Origin of the sequence: Falsiroseomonas selenitidurans, from assembly GCF_012103215.1 — a bacterium.
In the GTDB taxonomy this organism is placed as follows: Bacteria; Pseudomonadota; Alphaproteobacteria; order Acetobacterales; family Acetobacteraceae; genus Falsiroseomonas; species Falsiroseomonas selenitidurans.
On the sequence record NZ_JAAVNE010000012.1, the window covers coordinates 107,442 to 126,610 of the forward strand.

The following is a 19,169-nucleotide window of genomic DNA, read 5'->3' on the forward strand; positions in this document are numbered from 1 at the left end:
CAGGCGAATGACGGTTTGCTGACCGGCCGATGACGTTGTAGGCCGGGCCAATGGGCGCCGCGGCGAGTGCCGCGAAGCCAAGCCGCGCAGATGCGCGGCGCCTGAGGGGCACGAAGGTGAAACCTCCGTGCGGCTGGAACGAGACCACCCAGGCGCGCCGGCCAGGGGTTTCGGGGTACCGGGGCGACGCCCCGCTTCAGGCGGGGGATGCCGCCGCCTCCGTTTCAAGGCTGCGACCCTGGAACAGGACCGCCACCCGCTCGCCCGGCGCCGGCACGTCCTCGTCCGGCACATCGGCCCGCAATTCCCGCCCGGCCGCATCGCGCAGCAACACCCGGACGACGGGGCCAAGGAAGGTCGCCTGCACCACGGTGAAGCCCCCGGTGGCGCTGCGGCGCAGGGCGAGGTGCTCCGGCCGGACCAGCCGCTCCCCCTCCGGCGTGGCCAGGCGGTTGGTGTCGCCGACGAAGCCAGCCACGAAGTCATTGGCGGGGCGGTGGTACAGGTCGCGCCCGGTGCCGATCTGCGCGATGCGCCCCTTCTCCATGGCGGCGATGCGGTCGCCCAGCGCCATCGCCTCCGCCTGGTCATGCGTCACATAGACCGCGGTGATGCCGAGGCTGCGCAACAGCGCGTCGATCTCCTGCCGCAGCTGCTCGCGCAGGCGCGCATCCAGGGCTGAAAGCGGCTCGTCCAGCAGCAGCACGCGGGGCCGCGGCGCGATGGCGCGGGCCAGCGCCACGCGCTGCCGCTGGCCACCGGACAGCGCCTCGATCCGCCGGCCGCCGAGCCCGTCCAGGCGCATCATCGCCAGCATCTCATCGACGCGCCGCCGCGCCGCGGCGCGCGCCACGCCGCGCACGCGCAGCCCGTAGCCGATGTTGCCCGCCACATCCATGTTCGGGAACAGCGCGTAGGACTGGAACACCATGCCGACATGCCGCCGCTCGATCGGCAGGCGCGTCACATCCTCGCCGTCGAAGAATACCCGGCCGCCGGCATCCGGCGCCTCCAGCCCGGCGATCAGCCGCAGCAGCGTGGTCTTGCCGCAGCCGGAGGGGCCGAGCAGCACCAGCGTCTCCCCGGCCGCGATGTCGAGGTCGAGCGGATGCAGCGCGATGCTGCCGCCGGGCCACGTCCTGCCGCAGCCGGCAAGGCGGATGGCGACGCTCATCGCCCCAGCCGCTCGGCGCGGCTCGCCGCCCATTGCATGGCGCTCAGCAGCGGCACGATCAGCACGAAGAAGATCAGCGTGTAGGCGCTGGCCATCTCGGTGCGCAGCGCGGTGTAGGCATCCGCCAGCCCCACCGGCAGGGTGCGGGTGAAGGGCGTGTGCAGCAGCAGCGTCATGTTGAACTCGCCGAGCGAAAGGGTGACGACCATCAGGCTGCCGGCCAGGACGCCGCCGCTGACATTGGGCAGCACCACGCCCAGGAAGCGCTGCGGCCAGGAGGCGCCGCAGGCCCGCGCCGCCTCCTCCAGCCCCTTCAGGTCCAGCGCCAGCAGCACCGCCAGCACCGAGCGCAGCATGAAGGGCAGGCAGAACACGACATGCCCGGCCAGGATGAACAGCCAGGAAGCGCGCAGATCGCCCACCGCGCCATAGGCCAGGATCAGGCCCAGCGCGGTGGCGATGCCCGGCACCGCAACGGGCATCACCAGCGCCTCCTCCACCAGCCGCGCCGTCACGCCGGCATGGCGCGCCAGCACATAGGCGGCGGGAATGCCGATCAGCAGCGTCACCGCCAGGGTGGCCAGCGCGATGCGCAGGGAAAGCAGCACGGTGCCGCCGTAATTCGCCCAGACCTCCACCAGCCAGCGCGTGGTGAGGCCGCTGGACAGGCCGACGAACTGGTTGGCGGTGACGCCGGCGATGACGGAAGCCAGCACCGGCAGGATCAGGAAGGCCGAGATCAGCAGGGTGAAGCCCAGCCCGGTCCAGAAGCCGATCCCCCTCCTCATGCCGCCGCGCCCCCGCTGGCGCCGCGGGCCAGCGCCAGCACCGCCCATGTGGCCAGGCCGAGCAGGAAGGACAGGGCGGCCGCCACCGCAAGGTTCGCCTGCAGGGTGAATTCGGTATAGATCACCATCGGCAGCACATCGATGCGCGAGGCCAGGGCGAAGGCGGTGCCGAAGGCGCCGGTCGCGGTGGCGAAGCAGATCGCACCCGCCGCGGTCAGCGCCGGCGCGAGCCCCGGCAGCAGCACGTCGCGCAGCACCCCGAAGGAGGACGCGCCGAGCGAGCGCGCCGCCTCCTCCAGCCGCGGATCCAGCTTCTCGGCCGCCGCCATCACCGTCAGCAGGGTGCGCGGGATGGAGAAATACACATAGCCGAGCAGCAGCCCGGACAGCGAATAGGCAAAGACAATCCGGTCGCCGCCCAGGGCGAGGGAGATGTTGGCGACCAGCCCCTGCCGACCCGCCAGCATGATCACCAGATAGCCCACCACCACGCCCGGAAAGGCCAGCGGCAGGGTCAGCAGCGCCAGCAGCGTGCCGCGCCCGGGGAAGCGCGTGCGCGCCAGGAACAGCCCGACGGCGGTGGCGATCGCCAGGGTGATCGCCGTGGTCCCGGCCGCCACCAGCAGGGTGGAGGCCAGGCTGCGCCAGTAGCGCGGCTCCGTCAGGATCGTCGTGTAGCCGCCGGCGCCGCCGGCCACGGCCAACTGGCCGAGCGGCACCAGGAAGAAGGCGAGGAAGACCGCCAGCGCGGGCGCGATCAGCAGCGCCGCGCGCAGGCGGTCGGGCATCAGCCGACCTCGCGCTGGTAGCGCTCGGCCAGGCTGCGGACGGCGCCGGCCAGGCGGCGGACATCGAGCGGCGTGGCGCGGGCATAGTCGGCGGCCGGCAGGAAGCGGGCCTGCGCCGCCTCGGTCATCAGCTCCGGGAAGACCGGGCGCAGGAAGGCGCCGGCCCAGTGGCGCTGGCCCTCGTCGGACAGCACGAAATCCAGCATGCGCTTGCCATTGTCCGGGTTCGGGCCATTCGCGACCAGGCCCATGACATAGGGCAGCACCTGCGTGCCCTCCGCCGGGATGACGAAGCGGGTCGGGGCGCCGTCGCTGTACTGCGCGCGATAGGCGTTGAAGTCGTAGTCGAACAGGATCGGGATCTCGCCCGACAGCACGCGCGCATAGGCGGTCTGCTTCGGCACGATCGGCTGGTTTTCGCGCAGGCGGCGGAAGAAGGTCATCGCCGGGTCGAAATTCTCGTAGCTGCCGCCGAGCGCCAGGTTCACCGCAACCACGCCCACCTGGCCCACCGCGGCGGAGGTGGGGTCGAGATAGCCGACCATGCCGCGATAGGCGGGCTTCAGCAGGTCGTTCCAGCTTTCCGGCACCGGCCGGTTGCCCAGCGCCTGGGTGTTCACGAACAGGCCCAGCGTGCCGGAATGGATGGTGAACCAATGGCCCTCCGCATCCTTCAGCCCGGCCGGGATGCGGTCGAAGCGCGCCGGCTTGTAGGGCGCCAGCACGCCGGCCTCGCGCGCCTGCGGGCCGACCTGGCCGCCGAGATAGACCACATCGGCCACCGGGCGGGCGCGCTCCGCGATCAGCGCGGCGAGGGACTGGCCGGAGTTCTTGTTGTCCGGCGGCACGGTCAGGTTGATGCGGTTCTGCAGCAGGCGGAGCATGCCGCCCCAATCGGCCCATTCCGGCGGGCAGTTGTAGCAGGTGGCGCGCGCGGCCTGGGCGGCGGCAGGGCCGAAGGGCAGGCCGGCGGCGAGGCCGGCGAGCAGGATCTGGCGGCGGTTCATGGGTCTTTCTCCGGGATCAGGCCGCGGCCACCGGCCGGGCATAGAGGTGCGGCAGCTTCACGATGTCGTTCAGCGCAAGGCCGTCGATGGTGACGAGGCGGCTGTCATGCGTGCCGTCCGGGTGCAGCAGGTGTTCCACCACGCCCAGCAGCTTGCTGCCGATGCTCGGCTGGCTCTCCTCGCCGACGATGAAGGAGACGGCCGGCGCCCAGATCTGGCGCAGCCCGTCCGGTGCATGGTCGCGCCATTGGTGGATGTGGCCGGAGGCGACGAAGCGCGGCGGCGTGGCGCCGAAGGCAGCCACCACCGCGGCACGGGCCGGCTGCAGCACCGGCCAGTAGTTCACCTCGGTGTCGTCCAGCCGGTGCTGGCACAGCGGCTTGTGCAGGAACAGGGCGAGCGCGCGCCCCCCGGCGCCGGCCACCGCATCCGCCAGCGCGGCGGCCTGCGCCGCCTCCTCCGGCAGGAAGCTGCCCAGGCTCTGCGTGTTCAGCCCCACCAGGCGCCAGCCCGGCAGGTCCTCGACGAAGTGATCGGCGCCGAGGATCTCCCGCCACCGCGCCAGCCGCGCCGCATCGGTGTTCTGCCAGCCGCCGAGCACGGTGTAGTCGCCGACATCGTGGTTGCCCGGGATCGCCAGGCAGCGCGCCGGCAGGCTGGCGAGTTGCGCGGCGGCGTAGCGCAGATCCGCCGCATCCTCCGCACCGTCGAGCGAGAGGTCGCCGGTGCAGATGATCAGATCCGGCGGCGCCGCCGCCAGCCAGGCGCGCAGCCTGTCGAAATTGGCCTGGAAGTGGGTATGCGCCGGCGACAGATGGGTGTCGCTGATCTGGATGACGCGGCAGGTCATGGTGCGGTCCCGGTCCTTCTCAGCTGCGGCGCGGCAGCAGGCGGCGCACCTCGGTCGCCATGTCGGCCAGCGCGACCTCGGGGGTCGCCTTGCTCTCGATGACGCGGGCGGTGTTGTTGGTGATGGCCTGGGTGATGCGCACGCCGTTGGAGCCCGGGAAGGCGAACCACGGCGCCTGGCGGGCCATCTGGGTGACGGCCGCCTGGAAAAGCGGGTTCTGCCGGTAGAAGGCGCCCAGATACTGCGGGTCGTCGATGGCAAGCTGGTTGCAGGGCACGTAGCCGCTGTTCATCGCCATCAGCGCCTGGCCCTGCGGGCTGGTGGCGAAGCGCAGGAACTTCCAGGCCGCTTCCCGCTTCGCGGGATCGCGCGCGGTCATCATGCCGGCGGCACCGCCGGTGGCCAGGGTGCCGTTCGGCACGCCGGCCACCACGGGCAGCGGCAGGGTGCGGAAATCGAAGCCCTGGCCGACGGACTGGATGAAGTTCCGCACCACCGCCGTGGTCCAGTAGAAGGCGCCGAGGCGGCCGGCGGCGAAGGCCTGGGACGCGGTGTTGGCGTTCAGCGCCGGCATCTGCGTCTCGCGCACGTAGCGATCATGCAGGCGCAGCGTGGCCAGGCCCTCGGCGCCGTCGAAGGCGATGTCGCGCTCATCCGGCGTCATCATCCGGCCGCCATGGCCCAGCACCAGGGTCTGGAACATCCACTCGCTCCAGGCGAACCACATGCCGTCGGCGCCGCCGGCGCGTTCCTTCACGGCGGCGGCCAGGCGGATATGGCCGTCCCAGTCGGTCGGCAGGTTGTCCGGGTCGAAGCCGGCGCGGCGCGCCAGGTCGGCGTTGAGGAAGGTGATGGCGGTGGACGCCGCATAGGGCAGGCCCGCCTGGTAGTTGCTGAACCTGCCGAGGCTGAGCAGCCCCTCGGAATAGCCCTGCGCGGCCGGCGCGCCGTCGCGCGTGACGAAGGGCATCAGGTCCTGTGCGATGCCGCGCTCGGCGAAGACGCGCAGCAGGTTCAGCCCCTGGAAGGACAGGTCCGGCAGCTGGTTCGTCGCGGCCTGGCGCAGCAGCAGCTGCGTGCCTTCCGGATAGCCGGGCGAGGTGACGTAGTTGATGCGGATGTTCGGCTCGACGCGGGCGAAGGCCTCGGTGATGGCGTCGTAGGAGGGCTTGAAGATGAAGGGCTGCGCGTAGTGCACGGTGATCTCCACCGGCTGCTGCGCCCGCGCCAGGCCGGGCAGCGCGAGCGCGGCAGGCAGGGCGAGGACGGCACGGCGGGTCAGGCGGATGGTCATGGCGGTCTCCTGGTGATGAAGGGTCTCAGCCCTTGAGGCCGGTGGTCGCGATGCCTTCGACGAAGCGGCGTTGCGCCAGCAGGAAGGCGAGGACGAGGGGCGCGGTCATGATGACGGAGGCGGCCATCAGCGCGCCGAAATCATCGCCCGCCTCCTCCGACCGGAAGGTCAGCACGCCGAGTGCGGGTGTGGCGCGATCCGCCCCGCTGACCACGATCAGCGGCCAGAACAGGTCGTTCCAATGCGCCACGACGGAGAAGATGGCGAAGGCGGTGGCGGCCGGCAGGGCGTTGGGCAGGATGACGCGCCAGACGATGGACAGCTCGCCCATGCCGTCGATGCGCGCGGCATGAATCAGCTCGTCCGGCAATGACTTGAAGAACTGCCGGAACAGGAAGATGGCGAAGACCGAAATGACCGAGGGCGCGATCAGCGCCGCATAGGTGTTGAGCATGCCAAGCGCGCTGAAGCCCACATAGAGCGGCAGCGCCGGCACGTGGTAGGGCACCAGCAGCCCCAGCATCACCGCGCCGAACAGCAGGTCGCGGCCCGGGAAATGCAGCTTGGCGATGGCGTAGCCCGCCGGCACGGCGAACAGCAGCTGGAAGAACAGGATGCCGGCGCAGACCACCACGCCGTTCCACAGGTATTGCAGCACCGGCACGTGCTCCAGCACGCGCGCATAGTTGCGCAGCGTGCCGCCGCCTTCGGGCCACAGATCCAGCGAGGCGCGGAAGATCTCGTCCAGCGGCTTCAGCGAGGCCGAGATCATCCACAGATAGGGCATCAGGAACAGCAGGCCGAGCGCCGCCAGGAACAGCAGGCGCATGGCTTCGGGCCAGCGGTGACGGCGAGGCTCAGCCATAATGCACCCGCTTGTCCAGCACCTTGGTCTGCAGCAGCATCAGCGCCAGCACGATGGCCAGGAAGACCAGCGTGATCGCCGCGGAGTAGCCAAGCCGGAAGAAGGTGAAGCCCTCGGTGTACATGGTGTAGAGCAGCACCTCCGAGGCGCGGTTGGGCCCGCCCTGGGTCAGCACCGCGACGCTGTCGAAGACGCGCACGGCGCGGATCATGGTGATGGTCACCACGAACAGCGTGGTCGGGCCGAGCAGCGGCCAGGTGACCAGGCGGAACCGCTCCCACGCCGAGGTCACGCCATCCACCTCCGCCGCCTGGTGCAATTCGCGCGGGATGGCGGTGAGGCCGGCGAGGAACAGCACCAGGTTGAAGCCGATCGCCTCCCAGATGCCGATGAAGGCGAGGCTGAGCAGCACCGTGTCCGAACTGGTGAGCCAGGCCGGCCCCGCCACGCCGAACTGCGCCAGCACGGCGTTCACCGGGCCGATGGTGGGGTGCAGCAGGTATTGCCAGGCCGTCGCCATCGCCACCGGCAGCGACACCACGGGCAGGAAGAACACCGCGCGGAACAGCGCCCGGCCGCGCGCCGCGGCCTCGATCAGCAGCGCGAGCGCGAGCGCGCCGGCGATGGAAACGGGGGCGACGATGCTGACATAGACCAGCGTGTTGCGCAGCGCGATGCGGAAGCCCTGGTCGCCCAGCAACTCCTCGAAATTGCCGAGGCCGATCCAGGCCAGCGCCGGCGCGCCCAGCTCATAATCCGTGAAGGCCAGCAGCACCGCGGCGAGCGTCGGCAGCAGCAGCAGCAGCAGATAGGCGAGGGTCGCGGGCAGGCAGAGCATCAGCCCGGCCAGCGCCTCGCCGCCCGCGCCCAGCCGCGGGCGGGCCAGGGCCATCGTCTCAGACATGCGCGGCTTCCAGGGCCTGCGCAGCGCGGCGCCGGCCATCGGGGCCGAAGACCAGGGCGCGCTGCGGCGCGAAGCCGAGGCGGAAGGTGCCCTCCGGCGCCGCGGCGCCGGGCGGCAGCCGCAGGGCGATCGGCGTGCCGAGCACCGCATGGCGGGCATGCAGCAGCGTGCTCTCGCCGAGGAACTCCAGATGCTCCGCCTGCACCGCCAGCGGGCCGTGCGCGTCGAGCCGCACATCCTCCGGCCGCAGCGCCAGCGTCGCCTCGCCGGCCTCGCCGCTGGCACGCAGGCCCATGGGCGTGCCGGCCACCGTCACCGCGCCATCCTGCCGCAGCGCCGCCGCCAGGGTGTTGATGCGGGGCGAGCCGATGAAGCTGGCGACGCGCAGGTCGGCGGGGTCTGCGTAGATGCGCGCGGGGGAATCCACTTGCAGGATCTCACCGGCCAGCATCACCGCCACGCGGTCCGCCATGGTCAGCGCCTCGGACTGGTCATGCGTGACATACAGCGTGGTGGCGCCGACGCGGCGATGGATCTCCACGATCTCGCGCCGTGTCTGCACGCGCAGCGCGGCATCCAGGTTGGACAGCGGCTCATCCATCAGGAAGGCCCGAGGGCTGCGCACGATGGCGCGCGCCAGCGCCACGCGCTGCCGCTGGCCGCCGGACAATTGCGCCGGCCGGCGGTCCAGCATGGCGCCGAGGCCGAGCGATCGCGCGGCCTGCGCCGCATCGGCCGCGATGGCGGCGCGGGCAGCGCGCGCGCCGGGCCAGAAGCGCCCCAGCAGCGGCAGCCGCTGCCAGGCGGAAAGCCGCCGCATGGTCAGCGGCACCGCGATGTTCTCGGCCACCGTCAGGTGCGGATAGAGCGCGTAGGACTGGAACACCATGGCCACGTCGCGATCCGCCGCCCGCAGCCCGCCGACATCCCGCCCGCCGATGCCGATGGTGCCGGCATCCTGGCGCTCGATGCCGGCCACGATGCGCATCAACGTCGTCTTGCCGCAGCCCGAGGGGCCCACCAGCGCCACGAACTCACCCGGCGCCACCGCCAGGGAAACGCCACGCAGCGCCTGGAAATCGCCGAACCGCTTCTGCACGCCGCCGATGACGATCCCCGCCATGCCGCCCCTCGATCCCTGGCGCACAGGGGGCCGGAGGCGAGGTCGCCCCTGGCATGCGCGCCGTCTCTCCTCGACCGGGGCGGGGCGTAATGCGGCAGTGCTGCAAGGAGATGGCGGTCGGATGAAGCTTGCGTGGCGGCCGCCCCGGCCGCAGGCGGCCGACCGATCCGGCCGGATGTCGGGCATTGCCGCGGGAATCCCGTCCGGCGCGGCGGAATCCGGCGCTTCGCCGGCCGGCAGGCACGATCTTCACGCAGCCTTCAAGCCGCTGTCATCCGCCGGGTGCGCGCGCTGCGACACTGTCTCTTACGCAATTCACCCGCAAGGTGTTCCGCAACGATGTCCGACAAGCCCATCGACCCGCTGCCGAAGGTCTGGGACCCCGATACCCGCATCGGCGACATGCTGAAGGGCAGGCGCGGTCTTGTCGTCGGCATCGCCAACGAACATTCGATCGCCTATGGCTGCGCCGCGAAGCTGCGCGCCTTCGGCGCCGATCTCGCCGTCACCTGGCTGAACGACAAGGCCGAGCGCTTCGTCCGACCGCTGGCGGAGCAGCTCGAGGCCTCCGTGATGATGCCGCTGGACGTCGATCAGCCCGGCGAGCTCGAGGCGGTGTTCGCGCGCATCGCGCAGGAATGGGGCCGGCTCGACTTCGTCATCCATTCCATCGCCTTCGCCCCGCGGGAGGATCTGCACGGCCGCGTGGTGGATTGCTCCGCCGAGGGCTTCGCGCAGGCGATGCACGTCTCCTGCTGGTCCTTCCTGCGCATGGCGAAGCTGGCCGAGCCGCTGATGGCCGAAGGCGGCGTGCTGGTAACGATGAGCTACTACGGTGCCGACAAGGTGATCGGCAACTACAACATGATGGGGCCGGTCAAGGCGGCGCTCGAAGCCTCCGTGCGCTACGCCGCGGCCGAGCTCGGCGGGAAGGGCATCCGCGTCTTCGCCGTCTCCCCCGGGCCGCTGAAGACGCGGGCCGCCAGCGGCATCGCGCATTTCGACGAGCTGGTTCAGATGGCGCAGGCGCGCGCGCCCGCGCACCGGCTGGTGGACATCGCCGAGGTCGGCCGCGTCGTCGCCTTCCTGGTCGGTGGCGCCTCCTCCGGCATGACCGGCGACACGATCTATGTCGATGGCGGCCTGCACATCGTCGGCTGACGAAGGGGTGTGACGATGCAACGCACGGCGATCACGGCGGCGGCGGCCGCGCACCTCATCCCGGACGGCGCCTCCGTGATGTTCGGCGGCTTCATGGCGGTGGGCACGCCGGAGCGCCTCGTCGATGCGCTGGTGGCGCGCGGCGCGCGCGGCCTGACCATCATCGGCAACGACACGGCCCGGCCAGGCGTCGGCGTCGGCAAGCTGATCGATGCCGGCTGCGTGGCGAGATGCATCGTCAGCCATATCGGCACCAACCCGGTGACGCAGAAGAAGATGATCGCCGGCGACCTGCAGGTGGATCTGGTGCCGCAGGGGACGCTGGCGGAACGCATCCGCGCCGGCGGCGCCGGGCTCGGCGGCATCCTGACGCCGACCGGCGTCGGCACCGCGGTGGAGGAGGGCAAGACGGTGATCGAGGTGGCCGGTCGCCGCTTCCTGCTGGAGACGCCGCTGACCGCCGACTTCGCGATCCTCCACGCGCATGAGGCCGACTACAGCTTCAACCTGACCTACCGCCTCACCGCCATGAACTTCAACCCGGTGATCGCGCTCGCGGCACGGGTGGTGATTGCCGAGCCGGGCGAGATCGTGCCGGTCGGCGTGATCCCGCCCGACGCCGTGCGCACCCCCGGCATCCTCGTCAACCACCTGGTGGAGCGGCCGCGATGAGCATGGATGCGAAGGAGATCATCGCCCGCCGCGTGGCGCTGGAATTGCGCGACAACACGCTGGTTAACCTCGGCATCGGCCTGCCCACCCTGGTGGCCCGCTACATTCCGGAAGGCATCAGCGTCGCCTTCCAGAGCGAGAACGGCATCATCGGCTTCGGCGCGCCGCCGCCGGGCGGGATGGAGGATCCGAACCTGACCGATGCCGGCGGTGGCTTCATCAGCGCCCTGCCCGGCGCCGCCGCCTTCGACAGCGCCATGTCCTTCGCCCTGATCCGCGGCGGGCATCTCGACATGACCGTGCTCGGCGGCCTGCAGGTGGATGGGCGCGGGCACCTGGCCAACTGGATGGTGCCCGGCAGGCTGGTGCCCGGCATGGGCGGCGCGATGGACCTGGTGGCCGGGGCGCGGCGCGTCGTCGTGGCGATGCAGCACGCCGCGCGCGGCGAGAGCAAGATCGTGCCGGTGCTGACGCTGCCGGCCACCGCGGCACGGCCGGTGACGCTCGTGGTCACCGACCTCGCGGTGATCGAGCCGACGCCGGAAGGGCTGGTCCTGCGCGAACGCGCGCCGGGCGTGGCGGTGGCAGCGATCCTCGCCGCCACCGCCGCGTCGCTGATCGTGCCGGATGGCGTGCCGGAAATGGCCTTGGCGGGCTGAAGGAGCGCATCGCATGACCCCTCGTGACCTCGTCGGACACGCCTATGACGAGCTGGAGATCGGGCAGACCGCCAGCTTCGAGCGGGTCTGCACCGATAACGACCTCGTCGTCTTCGCCCATGCCTCGGGCAATCTCAACCCGCGCCACCTGCCCGGCCTGGCCGAGAAGGTCACCGGGGAGAAGCCGGTCGCGCCGGCCATGTGGGGCGGCTCGCTGTTCTCCGCCCTGCTGGGCAATGTGCTGCCCGGGCCCGGCACCGCCTATCTGCACCAGACCCTGAACTTCCACAGCCGCGTGCATGCCGGCGACCGGCTGAGCGTGACCGTCACGGTGCGGGAGAAGCGGGCTGACCGCCGCGTGATCCTGGAATGCCGGCTGCTGCGCGACGACGGCACGCTGATCGCCGATGGCATGGCGGAGGTGAAGGCGCCGGCGACGCGGGTGCAGGCGGACGACATCCTGCTGCCCGCGCTGGCGCTGCAGAAGGGCGGCAAGTTCGTCCGCCTGCTGGCGGCCTGCGCCGGCGTGCCGGCGATGCCGACCGCGGTGGTGGCGCCGACCGACCACAACTCCCTCGACGGCGCCTGGGAAGCCGCCAAGGCCGGGCTGATCGAGCCGATCCTGGTCGGGCCGGAGCCGCAGATCCGTGCGGCGGCCGAGGCGCTGGGCTGGGACCTTTCCGGCGTGCAGCTTGTGGCCACCACCGATGAGCACGCCGCCCCCGCTCGCGCCGTGGCGCTGGTCCATGAAGGTGTGGCGGCGGCGCTGATGAAGGGCAACATCCATTCGGACGAGGTGCTGAAGCACGTCACCAAGGGCGATGGCGGGCTGCGCGCGGGGCGGCGGATCAGCCATGTCTTCGTGCTGGACGTGCCGGGGCGCGAGGGTCTGATGCTGATCAGCGACGCCGCCATCAACATCGCGCCCGACCTGATGACCAAGGCCGACATCGTGCAGAACGCGATCGACCTGGCGCATGCCATCGGCCTGCCGCTGCCCAAGGTCGGCATCCTCTCCGCGGTGGAGACGGTGAACCCGGCGATTCCCTCCACGCTCGATGCCGCGATCCTGTCCAAGATGGCCGATCGCGGCCAGATCAAGGGCGGCATCGTCGACGGCCCGCTGGCCATGGACAATGCGGTGGATGTCGGCGCGGCGAAGACCAAGGGCATTGTCGGCATGGTCGCCGGCCATGCCGACGTGCTGATCGCGCCCAACCTCGAATCCGGCAACATGCTGGCCAAGCAGCTGGTCTTCCTCTCCGACGCCGAGACCGGCGGGCTGGTGGTCGGCGCCCGGGCGCCGGTGATGCTCACCAGCCGCGCCGACGACGCCCAGGCCCGGCTGATGTCGGCGGCGCTGGCCGTGCTCTACAGCCACTGGAAAAAGACCGGGCAGTGCCTGGTGGCGGCGGGGCCGGAATCGTGAAAGGCATCGTCCTCGTCCTCAATGCCGGCTCCTCCTCGTTGAAGTTCGCCGCCTTCGAGGCGGGCGAGGGCGCGCTCCCGGCGCGCTGCGCCGGGCAGATCGAGGGCATCGGCGCGGCGCCGCGCTTCACCGCCCGCGATGCCGGCGGCGCGAAGATCGCCGAGCGCGACTGGCAGGGTGGCGGCGCACCGGCCAGCCACGCCGCCGCGCTGGGCGAGATCATCGGCTGGCTGGAAGGCGCGCTGCAGGGCGCGCCGGTGATCGCGGTGGGCCACCGCGTGGTGCATGGCGGGCCGGATTTCGCGGAGCCGATGCTGATCGACCTCGGCATCATGGCGGAGCTTCAGGAGCTGGTGGCGCTGGCGCCGCTGCACCAGCCGCACAACCTGGCCGGCATCACCGCGGCGGCGCGGCGCTTCCGCGGCGTGCCGCAGGTGGCCTGCTTCGACACCGCCTTCCACCGCACCCAGCCGCCGGTGGCCGATACCTTCGGCCTGCCGCCGGCCTTCCACGCCCAGGGCATCCGGCGCTACGGCTTCCACGGACTGTCCTACGAATACATCGCCCGGCGCATCGCCGAGGAGGATGCGGCGCTCGGCGCCGGCCGCCTCGTCGTTGCCCATCTCGGCAATGGCGCCTCGCTCTGCGGCATCCTGGACGGGCGCAGCCAGGGCAGCTCCATGGGCTTCACCGCGCTGGACGGCCTGCCCATGGGCACGCGCTGCGGCCAGCTCGACCCCGGCGTCGTGCTGCACATGATCGACACGCTGAAGATGAGCACGGCCGAGGTGACGAAGCTGCTCTACAATGGCAGCGGCCTGAAGGGCATGTCCGGCATCTCCCAGGATGTGCGGGAGATCGAGGCGGCCGGCGGCCCGGCGGCAGAAGCGGCGCTGGCCTATTTCGCGCACCGCGTGAAGCGCGAGATCGCGGCCCTGGCCGCGGCGCTCGGCGGCATCGACGCGCTGATCTTCACCGCCGGCATCGGCGAGAATGCCCGCGGCCTGCGCGCGCGCATCTGCGAGGGCCTGGATTTCATGGGCCTGCGGCTGGATGCGGCGCGCAACGCCGCCAATGCGCCCGAGATCGGGCAGGACGGCGCGCCGGTGCGGATCCTGGTCCGCCGCACGGATGAGGAGCGGATGATCGCCGCGCACACGATGCGGGTCGTCACCGCGGCCCGGGCGGCCTGACATGGCGCGATCCGACTGATGAGGCCCGACCCGGCGCCGCTGCACCGCCTGCGGAGCCTGGAAGCACGGCTGATTGCGCGCCGCGAGGCGCCGCCCGACCCGGAAGGCGCCACCGCCGCGGCGCTGGCCGAGGTCTTTGCCGGATCACCGCCCGACGATCTGGCCGCGACCGGCGCCGCCATCGCCGCCGCCGTCACCGCCCATGGCCGGTCCATGACGTCGGAGCCGGCCTATCACGACCGCCACCACCAGGCCGAAGCCACCCTCTGCCTCGGCTGGCTGGCCGGGGAGGCGCATCGCGCCGGGTTGCTGCCGGCGCGGCGGGCCGGGCTGGCCGTGCTGGCGATGGCCGGGCACGACCTGCTGCATGACGGGCGCTGCGACGGCCCGCCGGGCCTGCTCGAACAGCGCTCCGCCACGGCGACGGAGGCGATCGCCGCCGGCCTGCCGGCGGCCGAGCGCGCCGAGATCACCCGGCTGATCCTGGCGACGCGGCCGGATCGGCCGACGCCGCCCGACCTCGCCGCCCGCCTGGTGCGCGAGGCCGATCTGTTCGGCAGCCTGACCCCCTGCCTCGGCTGGCGGCTCAGCCAGGCCCTGGCGCGGGAATGGGCCGAGGCCGGGATGGCGGAGGCGACGCGCGTCGCCACCCATCTCGGCCGCCTCGCGCTGCTGGAGGGCCTGCCGGCGATGACGGCGCCGGCCGAGACCCTGGGCCTCGCCGCGGCGCAGGCGGTGCAGGTCGCGGCGCTGCGCCAGGCCGGGGGTGCCGCGCTGCTCGACAGCCTGCCGGCGGCGGAGGCGGCGCAGCGCCTTCGCGCCGCGCTGCACGCGCTCGGCCTGCCGGCGCTGCCACGATGAGGCCGCCCTTCCGCATCAGCTTCACCATGACCGTGCTGGGCGCCTTCGCGCTGCTGTTCGTCGCGGCGGTCGGCGTGGTGGTGTCCGGCTATCGCGCGACCGGGGCACGCGCCGCGCTCGACACCGCTGCGCGCAGCCTGGCGCAGGCCGCCGAGACCGCGGTGGCCGGCACCGGCGCGCTGATCCGCCCGGTCGTGGCGCTGTCCACCGTCATGCCGGAATTCGCCCCGCTGATCGAGGGCAGCGACCCGGCGGCCCGCGACATCGCCGCGCTGGTGGCGCTGCTGGGGTCGGAGCCGGCGGTGCAGGTGGTCTCCGTGGGCCTGGGCGATGGCAGCCTGCGGCAGGTGGCGCGCGCGGCGGCGCTGCGCGGGCCCTCGACGCCACCGGTGCCGGAAGGCACGGCCTTCGCGTTGCGCGACATCCGCGCCGGCGAGTCGGTGGAGGTGTGGACCTTCCTCGATGCAACGCTGCAGGTGCGCCACCGGGCGGTGCGGCCCGCGCAGGGCGGCGATCCGCGCCAGGCGCAATGGTACCTGCAGGCGCGCGACGAGGCGGTGCACATCTCCACCCTCTACGACCTGCCGCTGGTGGGCAGCCCCGGCCTCTCCGTCAGCCGCCGCGTCCCCGGCACCCGGGCCGTCTTCGCGCTCGACATCACCCTGGAACGGCTGGCGGATTTCCTGGCACGGCTGCGCGCCAGCCCGGACAGCGTGCTGTTCCTGTTCACCGAGGACGGCATCCTGCTGGCGCACCAGCAGGCGGCCCTGGCCGCGCCGGCGCTGGGCGAGGGCCGCACCGGCTGGACGACGATGGCGGCCACCGCGGACCCGCTGCTGCAACGCGTCTGGCGGCACTACGCCCAGGGCATGCTGCTGCCCGGCACCACCACCACGGTCGAGATCGACGGCGCGCCGATGCTGGTCCGGCTGACGCCGCTGGAGGGCCTGGCGGCGCAGCAGGTGGTGGTGGCGGTCGCCGCGCCGGTGGCCGATTTCACCGCGCCGGTGGATGCCGCGATCCGGGACGGCACGGTGCTTGCCGGGCTGGCGCTGGTGGCCGGGCTGCTGTCGATCGGCCTGCTGGCCTGGCGCATCAGCCGCCCGCTCGGCGTGCTGACGCATGAGGCCGAGGCGATCCGCCGGCTGGAACTCGATGCGCCGGTGGCGGTGCGGAGCCACATCACGGAAATCGCCCGCCTGGCCGGCGCGATGGATGGCATGAAGTCGGCACTGCGGCTGTTCGGCGCCTATGTCCCGCGCAGCCTGGTCGGCCGGCTGATGGAGGAAGGCGCGACGGCGCGGCTCGGCGGCGAGAAGCGGCCGATCAGCGTCATGTTCAGCGATGTCGAGGGCTTCACCACCCTGGCGGAGGGCATCGCGCCGGAGGAGCTGATGCACATCACCTCCGACTATTTCGAGGCGCTGACCGGCGAGCTGCTGCGCGCCCAGGCCACCATCGACAAGTATATCGGCGATGCGGTGATGGCGCTGTGGAACGCGCCGCAGGACGACCCGGCGCATGCGGAACATGCCTGCCGCGCGGCGCTGCGGTCCCGGCATCTGACCGACACGCTGTGCGAGAGCTTCGCCGCGCGCGGTTGGCCCCGGCTGCGCACCCGCTTCGGCCTGCATACCGGCGAGGCGGTGGTGGGCAATGTCGGCTCCTCCGACCGCATGTCCTACACCGCGATCGGCAGCATGGTGAACCTCGCCTCGCGGCTCGAGGGCATGAACAAGTTCTACGGCACGCGCATCCTGATCTCGGAGGCGACGCGCGCCGCCGCCGGCCCGGGCTTCGTCACGCGGCCGGTGGATCTGGTGCTGGCCAAGGGCGCGGCGCAGCCGATCGCGCTGCATGAGCTGCTGGGCCTGGCCGTCGGCAACCGGCTGGCCGATGCGCCGCTGCGGATCGACCCCGGGCTTGCCGCCCGCCTGCCCGCCTGGCACCGGATGATCGCGGCCTACCGCGCCGCCCGCTTCGAGGAGGCGGCCGCGGCGCTGGCCGAGGCGGTGGACGACGGCCCGGACCCGCTCGCCACGCTGTATGCCGAGCGCCTTGCGGCGCTGCGGGCCGGGCCGCCGGCGGATTGGTCGCCGGTCCTGCGTTTCACAACGAAGTAGCCCCGACATGAACCAGACCGCGCCCCCCGTCCCGCCGCGCAAGCGGATCAAGCTGGCGCTGCAGGGCGGCGGCGCGCACGGCGCCTTCACCTGGGGCGTGCTCGACCGGCTGCTGCAGGATGACCGGCTGGAGGTGGAGGGCATCGTCGGCACCAGTGCCGGCGCCATGAACACGGTGCTGCTGGCCGACGGGCTCGCCGAGGGCGGGCCGCAGCAGGCGCGGGCGACGCTGCGGCGCTTCTGGGAACGCACCGGGAAGCTGGCCGCGGCCTCGCCGCTGCAGCCCAGCCCGCTGGACCGGATGCGGCGGCCCGGCACCATGGCGACCTCGCCGGGCTGGATGGTCAGCGACCTGATGCTGCGCGTCTTCTCGCCCTACCAGCTGAACCCGGCGAACAACAACCCGCTGCGCGACCTGGTGGAGGAGCTGGTGGATTTCGAGCGGCTGCGCACCACCGAGGGTCCGGCCGCCTTCGTCTGCGCCACCAATGTCCTGAACGGCCGCCTGCGGGTGTTCGAACGGCGGGAGCTGAGCGCCGCGGCGGTGATGGCCTCCGCCTGCCTGCCGCAGCTGTTCCAGGCGGTGGAGGTGGAGGGCGAGCCCTATTGGGATGGCGGCTATTCGGGCAATCCGCCGATCTTCCCGCTGATCTACATGGGCGGCTGCGCCGACATCATCATCGTCCAGCTCAACCCGATCAACATCCCGGCGGTGCCGCGCGACATGCGCGGCATCATGGACCGCATCAATACGCTGGCCTTCAACTCCTCCCTGATGCGGGAGATGCGCATGATCCGCTTCGTCACGGAGCTGATCGACCGCGGCGACCTCGACGGTGCGCGCTACATGCGCGTGCTGGTCCACACCATCGACGCGGAAGCCGAGCTGGGCGCGATGGACGCCTCCTCGAAGCTCAACGCGGATCCGGCCTTCCTGCGCCATCTGTTCGCGCTCGGCACGGCGCGGGCGGAGGCCTTCCTGGCGCGGCACTGGGAGGATATCGGCGAACGGTCCTCGACCGACGTCGCCGCGAAATTCTGCTGAGGGTCGGCGGGCGGCTTTCCGGCCCTGCAGGGCGCCGGGCGCCGCCGATGCGGGTTGCATCGGCAGGACCGGCAAGGCAGGGGCGCCAAGGCGGCACCAGGCCGAGCCGCTGGTATTCCCGACCGGGCCCAGAGCCCGGCGGCGCGCCGGCCAGGACCGGCAGCCCCCGCCGGGCTCCTGAAGGCTTCAATGCGCCGTCCAGCCGCCGTCGATCGGCAGCGCCGTGCCGGTGATCTGCGCCGCGGCGTCGGAGGCGAGGAAGAGCGCCAGCGCGCCCACCTGTTCCACCGTCACGAATTGCCGCGTCGGCTGGCCGGCGAGCAGCACGTCGCGCACCACGGCCGCCTCGCTGATGCCCCGCGCCAGGGCGGTTTCCGGGATCTGCTTCTCCACCAGCGGGGTCAGCACATAGCCCGGGCAGATCGCGTTGCAGGTGACGCCGTGCTCGGCGCCTTCCAGCGCCACCGTCTTGCTCAGCCCGACGACGGCATGCTTGGCCATCACATAGGCCGATTTGAAGGGCGAGGCGACCAGGCCGTGCGCCGAGGCGACGTTGATCACCCGGCCCCAGCCGCGCGCCTTCATCGCCGCGAAGGTCAGGCGCGTGAGATGCCAGGCGGAGGACATGTTGATCGCCATGATCAGGTCGTAGCGGTCCACCGGGAAGGATTCGATGGGCGCCACGGTCTGGATGCCGGCATTGTTGACGATGATGTCGACCTGGCCCAGCCCGGCCTCCGCCGCCGCGACCAGCGCCGCGATCTGGTCGGGCTTCGACATGTCGGCGCCGTGGAACAGCACCGTGCTGCCGGTCTCGCTGGCGAGGCCGGCACGGGTCGCCTCGATGTCCGCGGCGTCGCCGAAGCCGTTCAGCATCACGTCGATGCCGGCGGCGGCGAAGGCCCGGGCGATGCCCAGCCCGATTCCGCTGGTGGAGCCGGTGACGATGGCGGTGCGGCGGGGGCTCATGCGTCGGTTCCTTCGGCTGGCACGCTGGCCTGGCGGCTGGTCTTGGCGGGCTTGGCGGGGGCTTCGGCCGGCATGGCGGCGGGCTCCGTCGCATCCGGCAGCGGCGTGGCCGCGACAGGCGCCTGGGCCTGGGCAGCCGCGGTCGTCCTGGGCTGGACGGCGGCGGCGGCTGCCTTTGCCGGGGCGGCGGCAGCGGCCGGCCTGGGCTGCGCGGCAGCGGCGGGTTTCGGCTGCGCGGCGGCGCTGGCCGCCTCGGGCTGCACG

The 19,169-nt window shown here is 72.1% G+C and carries 19 protein-coding genes; 9 read left to right on the forward strand and 10 right to left on the reverse strand.

The window, feature by feature from the left end:
* Positions 1-196: 196 nt before the first annotated feature.
* Genes HEQ75_RS09835 through HEQ75_RS09875 form a run of 9 tightly spaced genes read right to left on the reverse strand, consistent with a single transcriptional unit; the run spans position 197 to position 8,793 of the window.
* The gene (locus HEQ75_RS09835; RefSeq protein ID WP_209318461.1) at positions 197-1,174 is read right to left on the reverse strand and encodes an ABC transporter ATP-binding protein; all 978 of its coding nucleotides are present in this window, start codon (positions 1,172-1,174) and stop codon (positions 197-199) included.
* Positions 1,171-1,962 (reverse strand): ABC transporter permease, encoded by a 792-nt coding sequence (locus HEQ75_RS09840; protein ID WP_168029794.1) that lies wholly within the window; start codon positions 1,960-1,962, stop codon positions 1,171-1,173. The genes HEQ75_RS09835 and HEQ75_RS09840 overlap by 4 nt, the downstream gene beginning before the upstream one ends.
* Positions 1,959-2,750, reverse strand: a complete 792-nt coding sequence (locus HEQ75_RS09845) for an ABC transporter permease (protein WP_168029796.1) — start codon at positions 2,748-2,750, stop codon at positions 1,959-1,961. The genes HEQ75_RS09840 and HEQ75_RS09845 overlap by 4 nt, the downstream gene beginning before the upstream one ends.
* Positions 2,750-3,757 carry an extracellular solute-binding protein gene (locus tag HEQ75_RS09850; RefSeq protein WP_168029798.1) on the reverse strand — a complete coding sequence of 336 codons (1,008 nt, stop codon included), beginning with the start codon at positions 3,755-3,757 and terminating at the stop codon, positions 2,750-2,752. The genes HEQ75_RS09845 and HEQ75_RS09850 overlap by 1 nt, the downstream gene beginning before the upstream one ends.
* A gap of 16 nt (positions 3,758-3,773) precedes the next feature.
* Positions 3,774-4,607, reverse strand: coding sequence for a metallophosphoesterase family protein (locus HEQ75_RS09855; RefSeq protein ID WP_168029800.1), 834 nt, complete (start codon positions 4,605-4,607; stop codon positions 3,774-3,776).
* Positions 4,608-4,626: 19 nt separating this feature from the next.
* Positions 4,627-5,901: an ABC transporter substrate-binding protein gene (locus HEQ75_RS09860; RefSeq protein ID WP_168029802.1), complete on the reverse strand. Its 1,275-nt coding sequence runs from the start codon at positions 5,899-5,901 to the stop codon at positions 4,627-4,629.
* A 25-nt stretch (positions 5,902-5,926) separates the two neighbouring features.
* On the reverse strand, positions 5,927-6,730 hold the full coding sequence (locus HEQ75_RS09865; RefSeq protein WP_235961456.1) for a carbohydrate ABC transporter permease: 804 nt from the start codon (positions 6,728-6,730) through the stop codon (positions 5,927-5,929).
* Between the two features lie 28 nt (positions 6,731-6,758).
* Entirely contained in the window at positions 6,759-7,670 is a 912-nt protein-coding gene (locus HEQ75_RS09870) for a carbohydrate ABC transporter permease (RefSeq protein WP_168029806.1), read from the reverse strand.
* Positions 7,663-8,793, reverse strand: a complete 1,131-nt coding sequence (locus HEQ75_RS09875) for an ABC transporter ATP-binding protein (protein ID WP_168029808.1) — start codon at positions 8,791-8,793, stop codon at positions 7,663-7,665. Before HEQ75_RS09875 ends, HEQ75_RS09870 begins: the two co-directional genes overlap by 8 nt.
* A gap of 339 nt (positions 8,794-9,132) precedes the next feature.
* Here HEQ75_RS09875 and fabI point away from each other — a divergent pair, with 339 nt between their 5' ends.
* Genes fabI through HEQ75_RS09915 form a run of 8 tightly spaced genes read left to right on the forward strand, consistent with a single transcriptional unit; the run spans position 9,133 to position 17,936 of the window.
* Positions 9,133-9,954 (forward strand): enoyl-ACP reductase FabI, encoded by an 822-nt coding sequence (fabI, locus tag HEQ75_RS09880; protein WP_168029810.1) that lies wholly within the window; start codon positions 9,133-9,135, stop codon positions 9,952-9,954.
* A 15-nt stretch (positions 9,955-9,969) separates the two neighbouring features.
* Positions 9,970-10,626, forward strand: a complete 657-nt coding sequence (locus HEQ75_RS09885; RefSeq protein WP_168029812.1) for a 3-oxoacid CoA-transferase subunit A — start codon at positions 9,970-9,972, stop codon at positions 10,624-10,626.
* Entirely contained in the window at positions 10,623-11,285 is a 663-nt protein-coding gene (locus HEQ75_RS09890; RefSeq protein ID WP_328733498.1) for a 3-oxoacid CoA-transferase subunit B, read from the forward strand. The genes HEQ75_RS09885 and HEQ75_RS09890 overlap by 4 nt, the downstream gene beginning before the upstream one ends.
* A 13-nt stretch (positions 11,286-11,298) precedes the next feature.
* Positions 11,299-12,714, forward strand: coding sequence for a bifunctional enoyl-CoA hydratase/phosphate acetyltransferase (locus tag HEQ75_RS09895; RefSeq protein WP_168029814.1), 1,416 nt, complete (start codon positions 11,299-11,301; stop codon positions 12,712-12,714).
* Positions 12,711-13,907, forward strand: coding sequence for an acetate/propionate family kinase (locus tag HEQ75_RS09900; protein WP_168029816.1), 1,197 nt, complete (start codon positions 12,711-12,713; stop codon positions 13,905-13,907). The genes HEQ75_RS09895 and HEQ75_RS09900 overlap by 4 nt, the downstream gene beginning before the upstream one ends.
* An 18-nt stretch (positions 13,908-13,925) precedes the next feature.
* On the forward strand, positions 13,926-14,768 hold the full coding sequence (locus HEQ75_RS09905; RefSeq protein WP_168029818.1) for a hypothetical protein: 843 nt from the start codon (positions 13,926-13,928) through the stop codon (positions 14,766-14,768).
* Complete coding sequence (locus tag HEQ75_RS09910; protein WP_168029820.1) at positions 14,765-16,891, forward strand: adenylate/guanylate cyclase domain-containing protein; 2,127 nt, start codon at positions 14,765-14,767, stop codon at positions 16,889-16,891. The genes HEQ75_RS09905 and HEQ75_RS09910 overlap by 4 nt, the downstream gene beginning before the upstream one ends.
* 7 nt (positions 16,892-16,898) lie before the next feature.
* Positions 16,899-17,936 (forward strand): patatin-like phospholipase family protein, encoded by a 1,038-nt coding sequence (locus HEQ75_RS09915; protein ID WP_168029822.1) that lies wholly within the window; start codon positions 16,899-16,901, stop codon positions 17,934-17,936.
* A gap of 186 nt (positions 17,937-18,122) precedes the next feature.
* On the opposite strand, the gene HEQ75_RS09920 is transcribed toward HEQ75_RS09915, so the two are convergent.
* On the reverse strand, positions 18,123-18,905 hold the full coding sequence (locus tag HEQ75_RS09920; RefSeq protein ID WP_168029824.1) for a 3-hydroxybutyrate dehydrogenase: 783 nt from the start codon (positions 18,903-18,905) through the stop codon (positions 18,123-18,125).
* Between the two features lie 72 nt (positions 18,906-18,977).
* Between HEQ75_RS09920 and HEQ75_RS27825 the strand changes: the two genes are divergently transcribed.
* A partial coding sequence (locus HEQ75_RS27825; RefSeq protein ID WP_209318462.1) for a hypothetical protein occupies positions 18,978-19,169 on the forward strand: 192 nt, incomplete at its 3' end.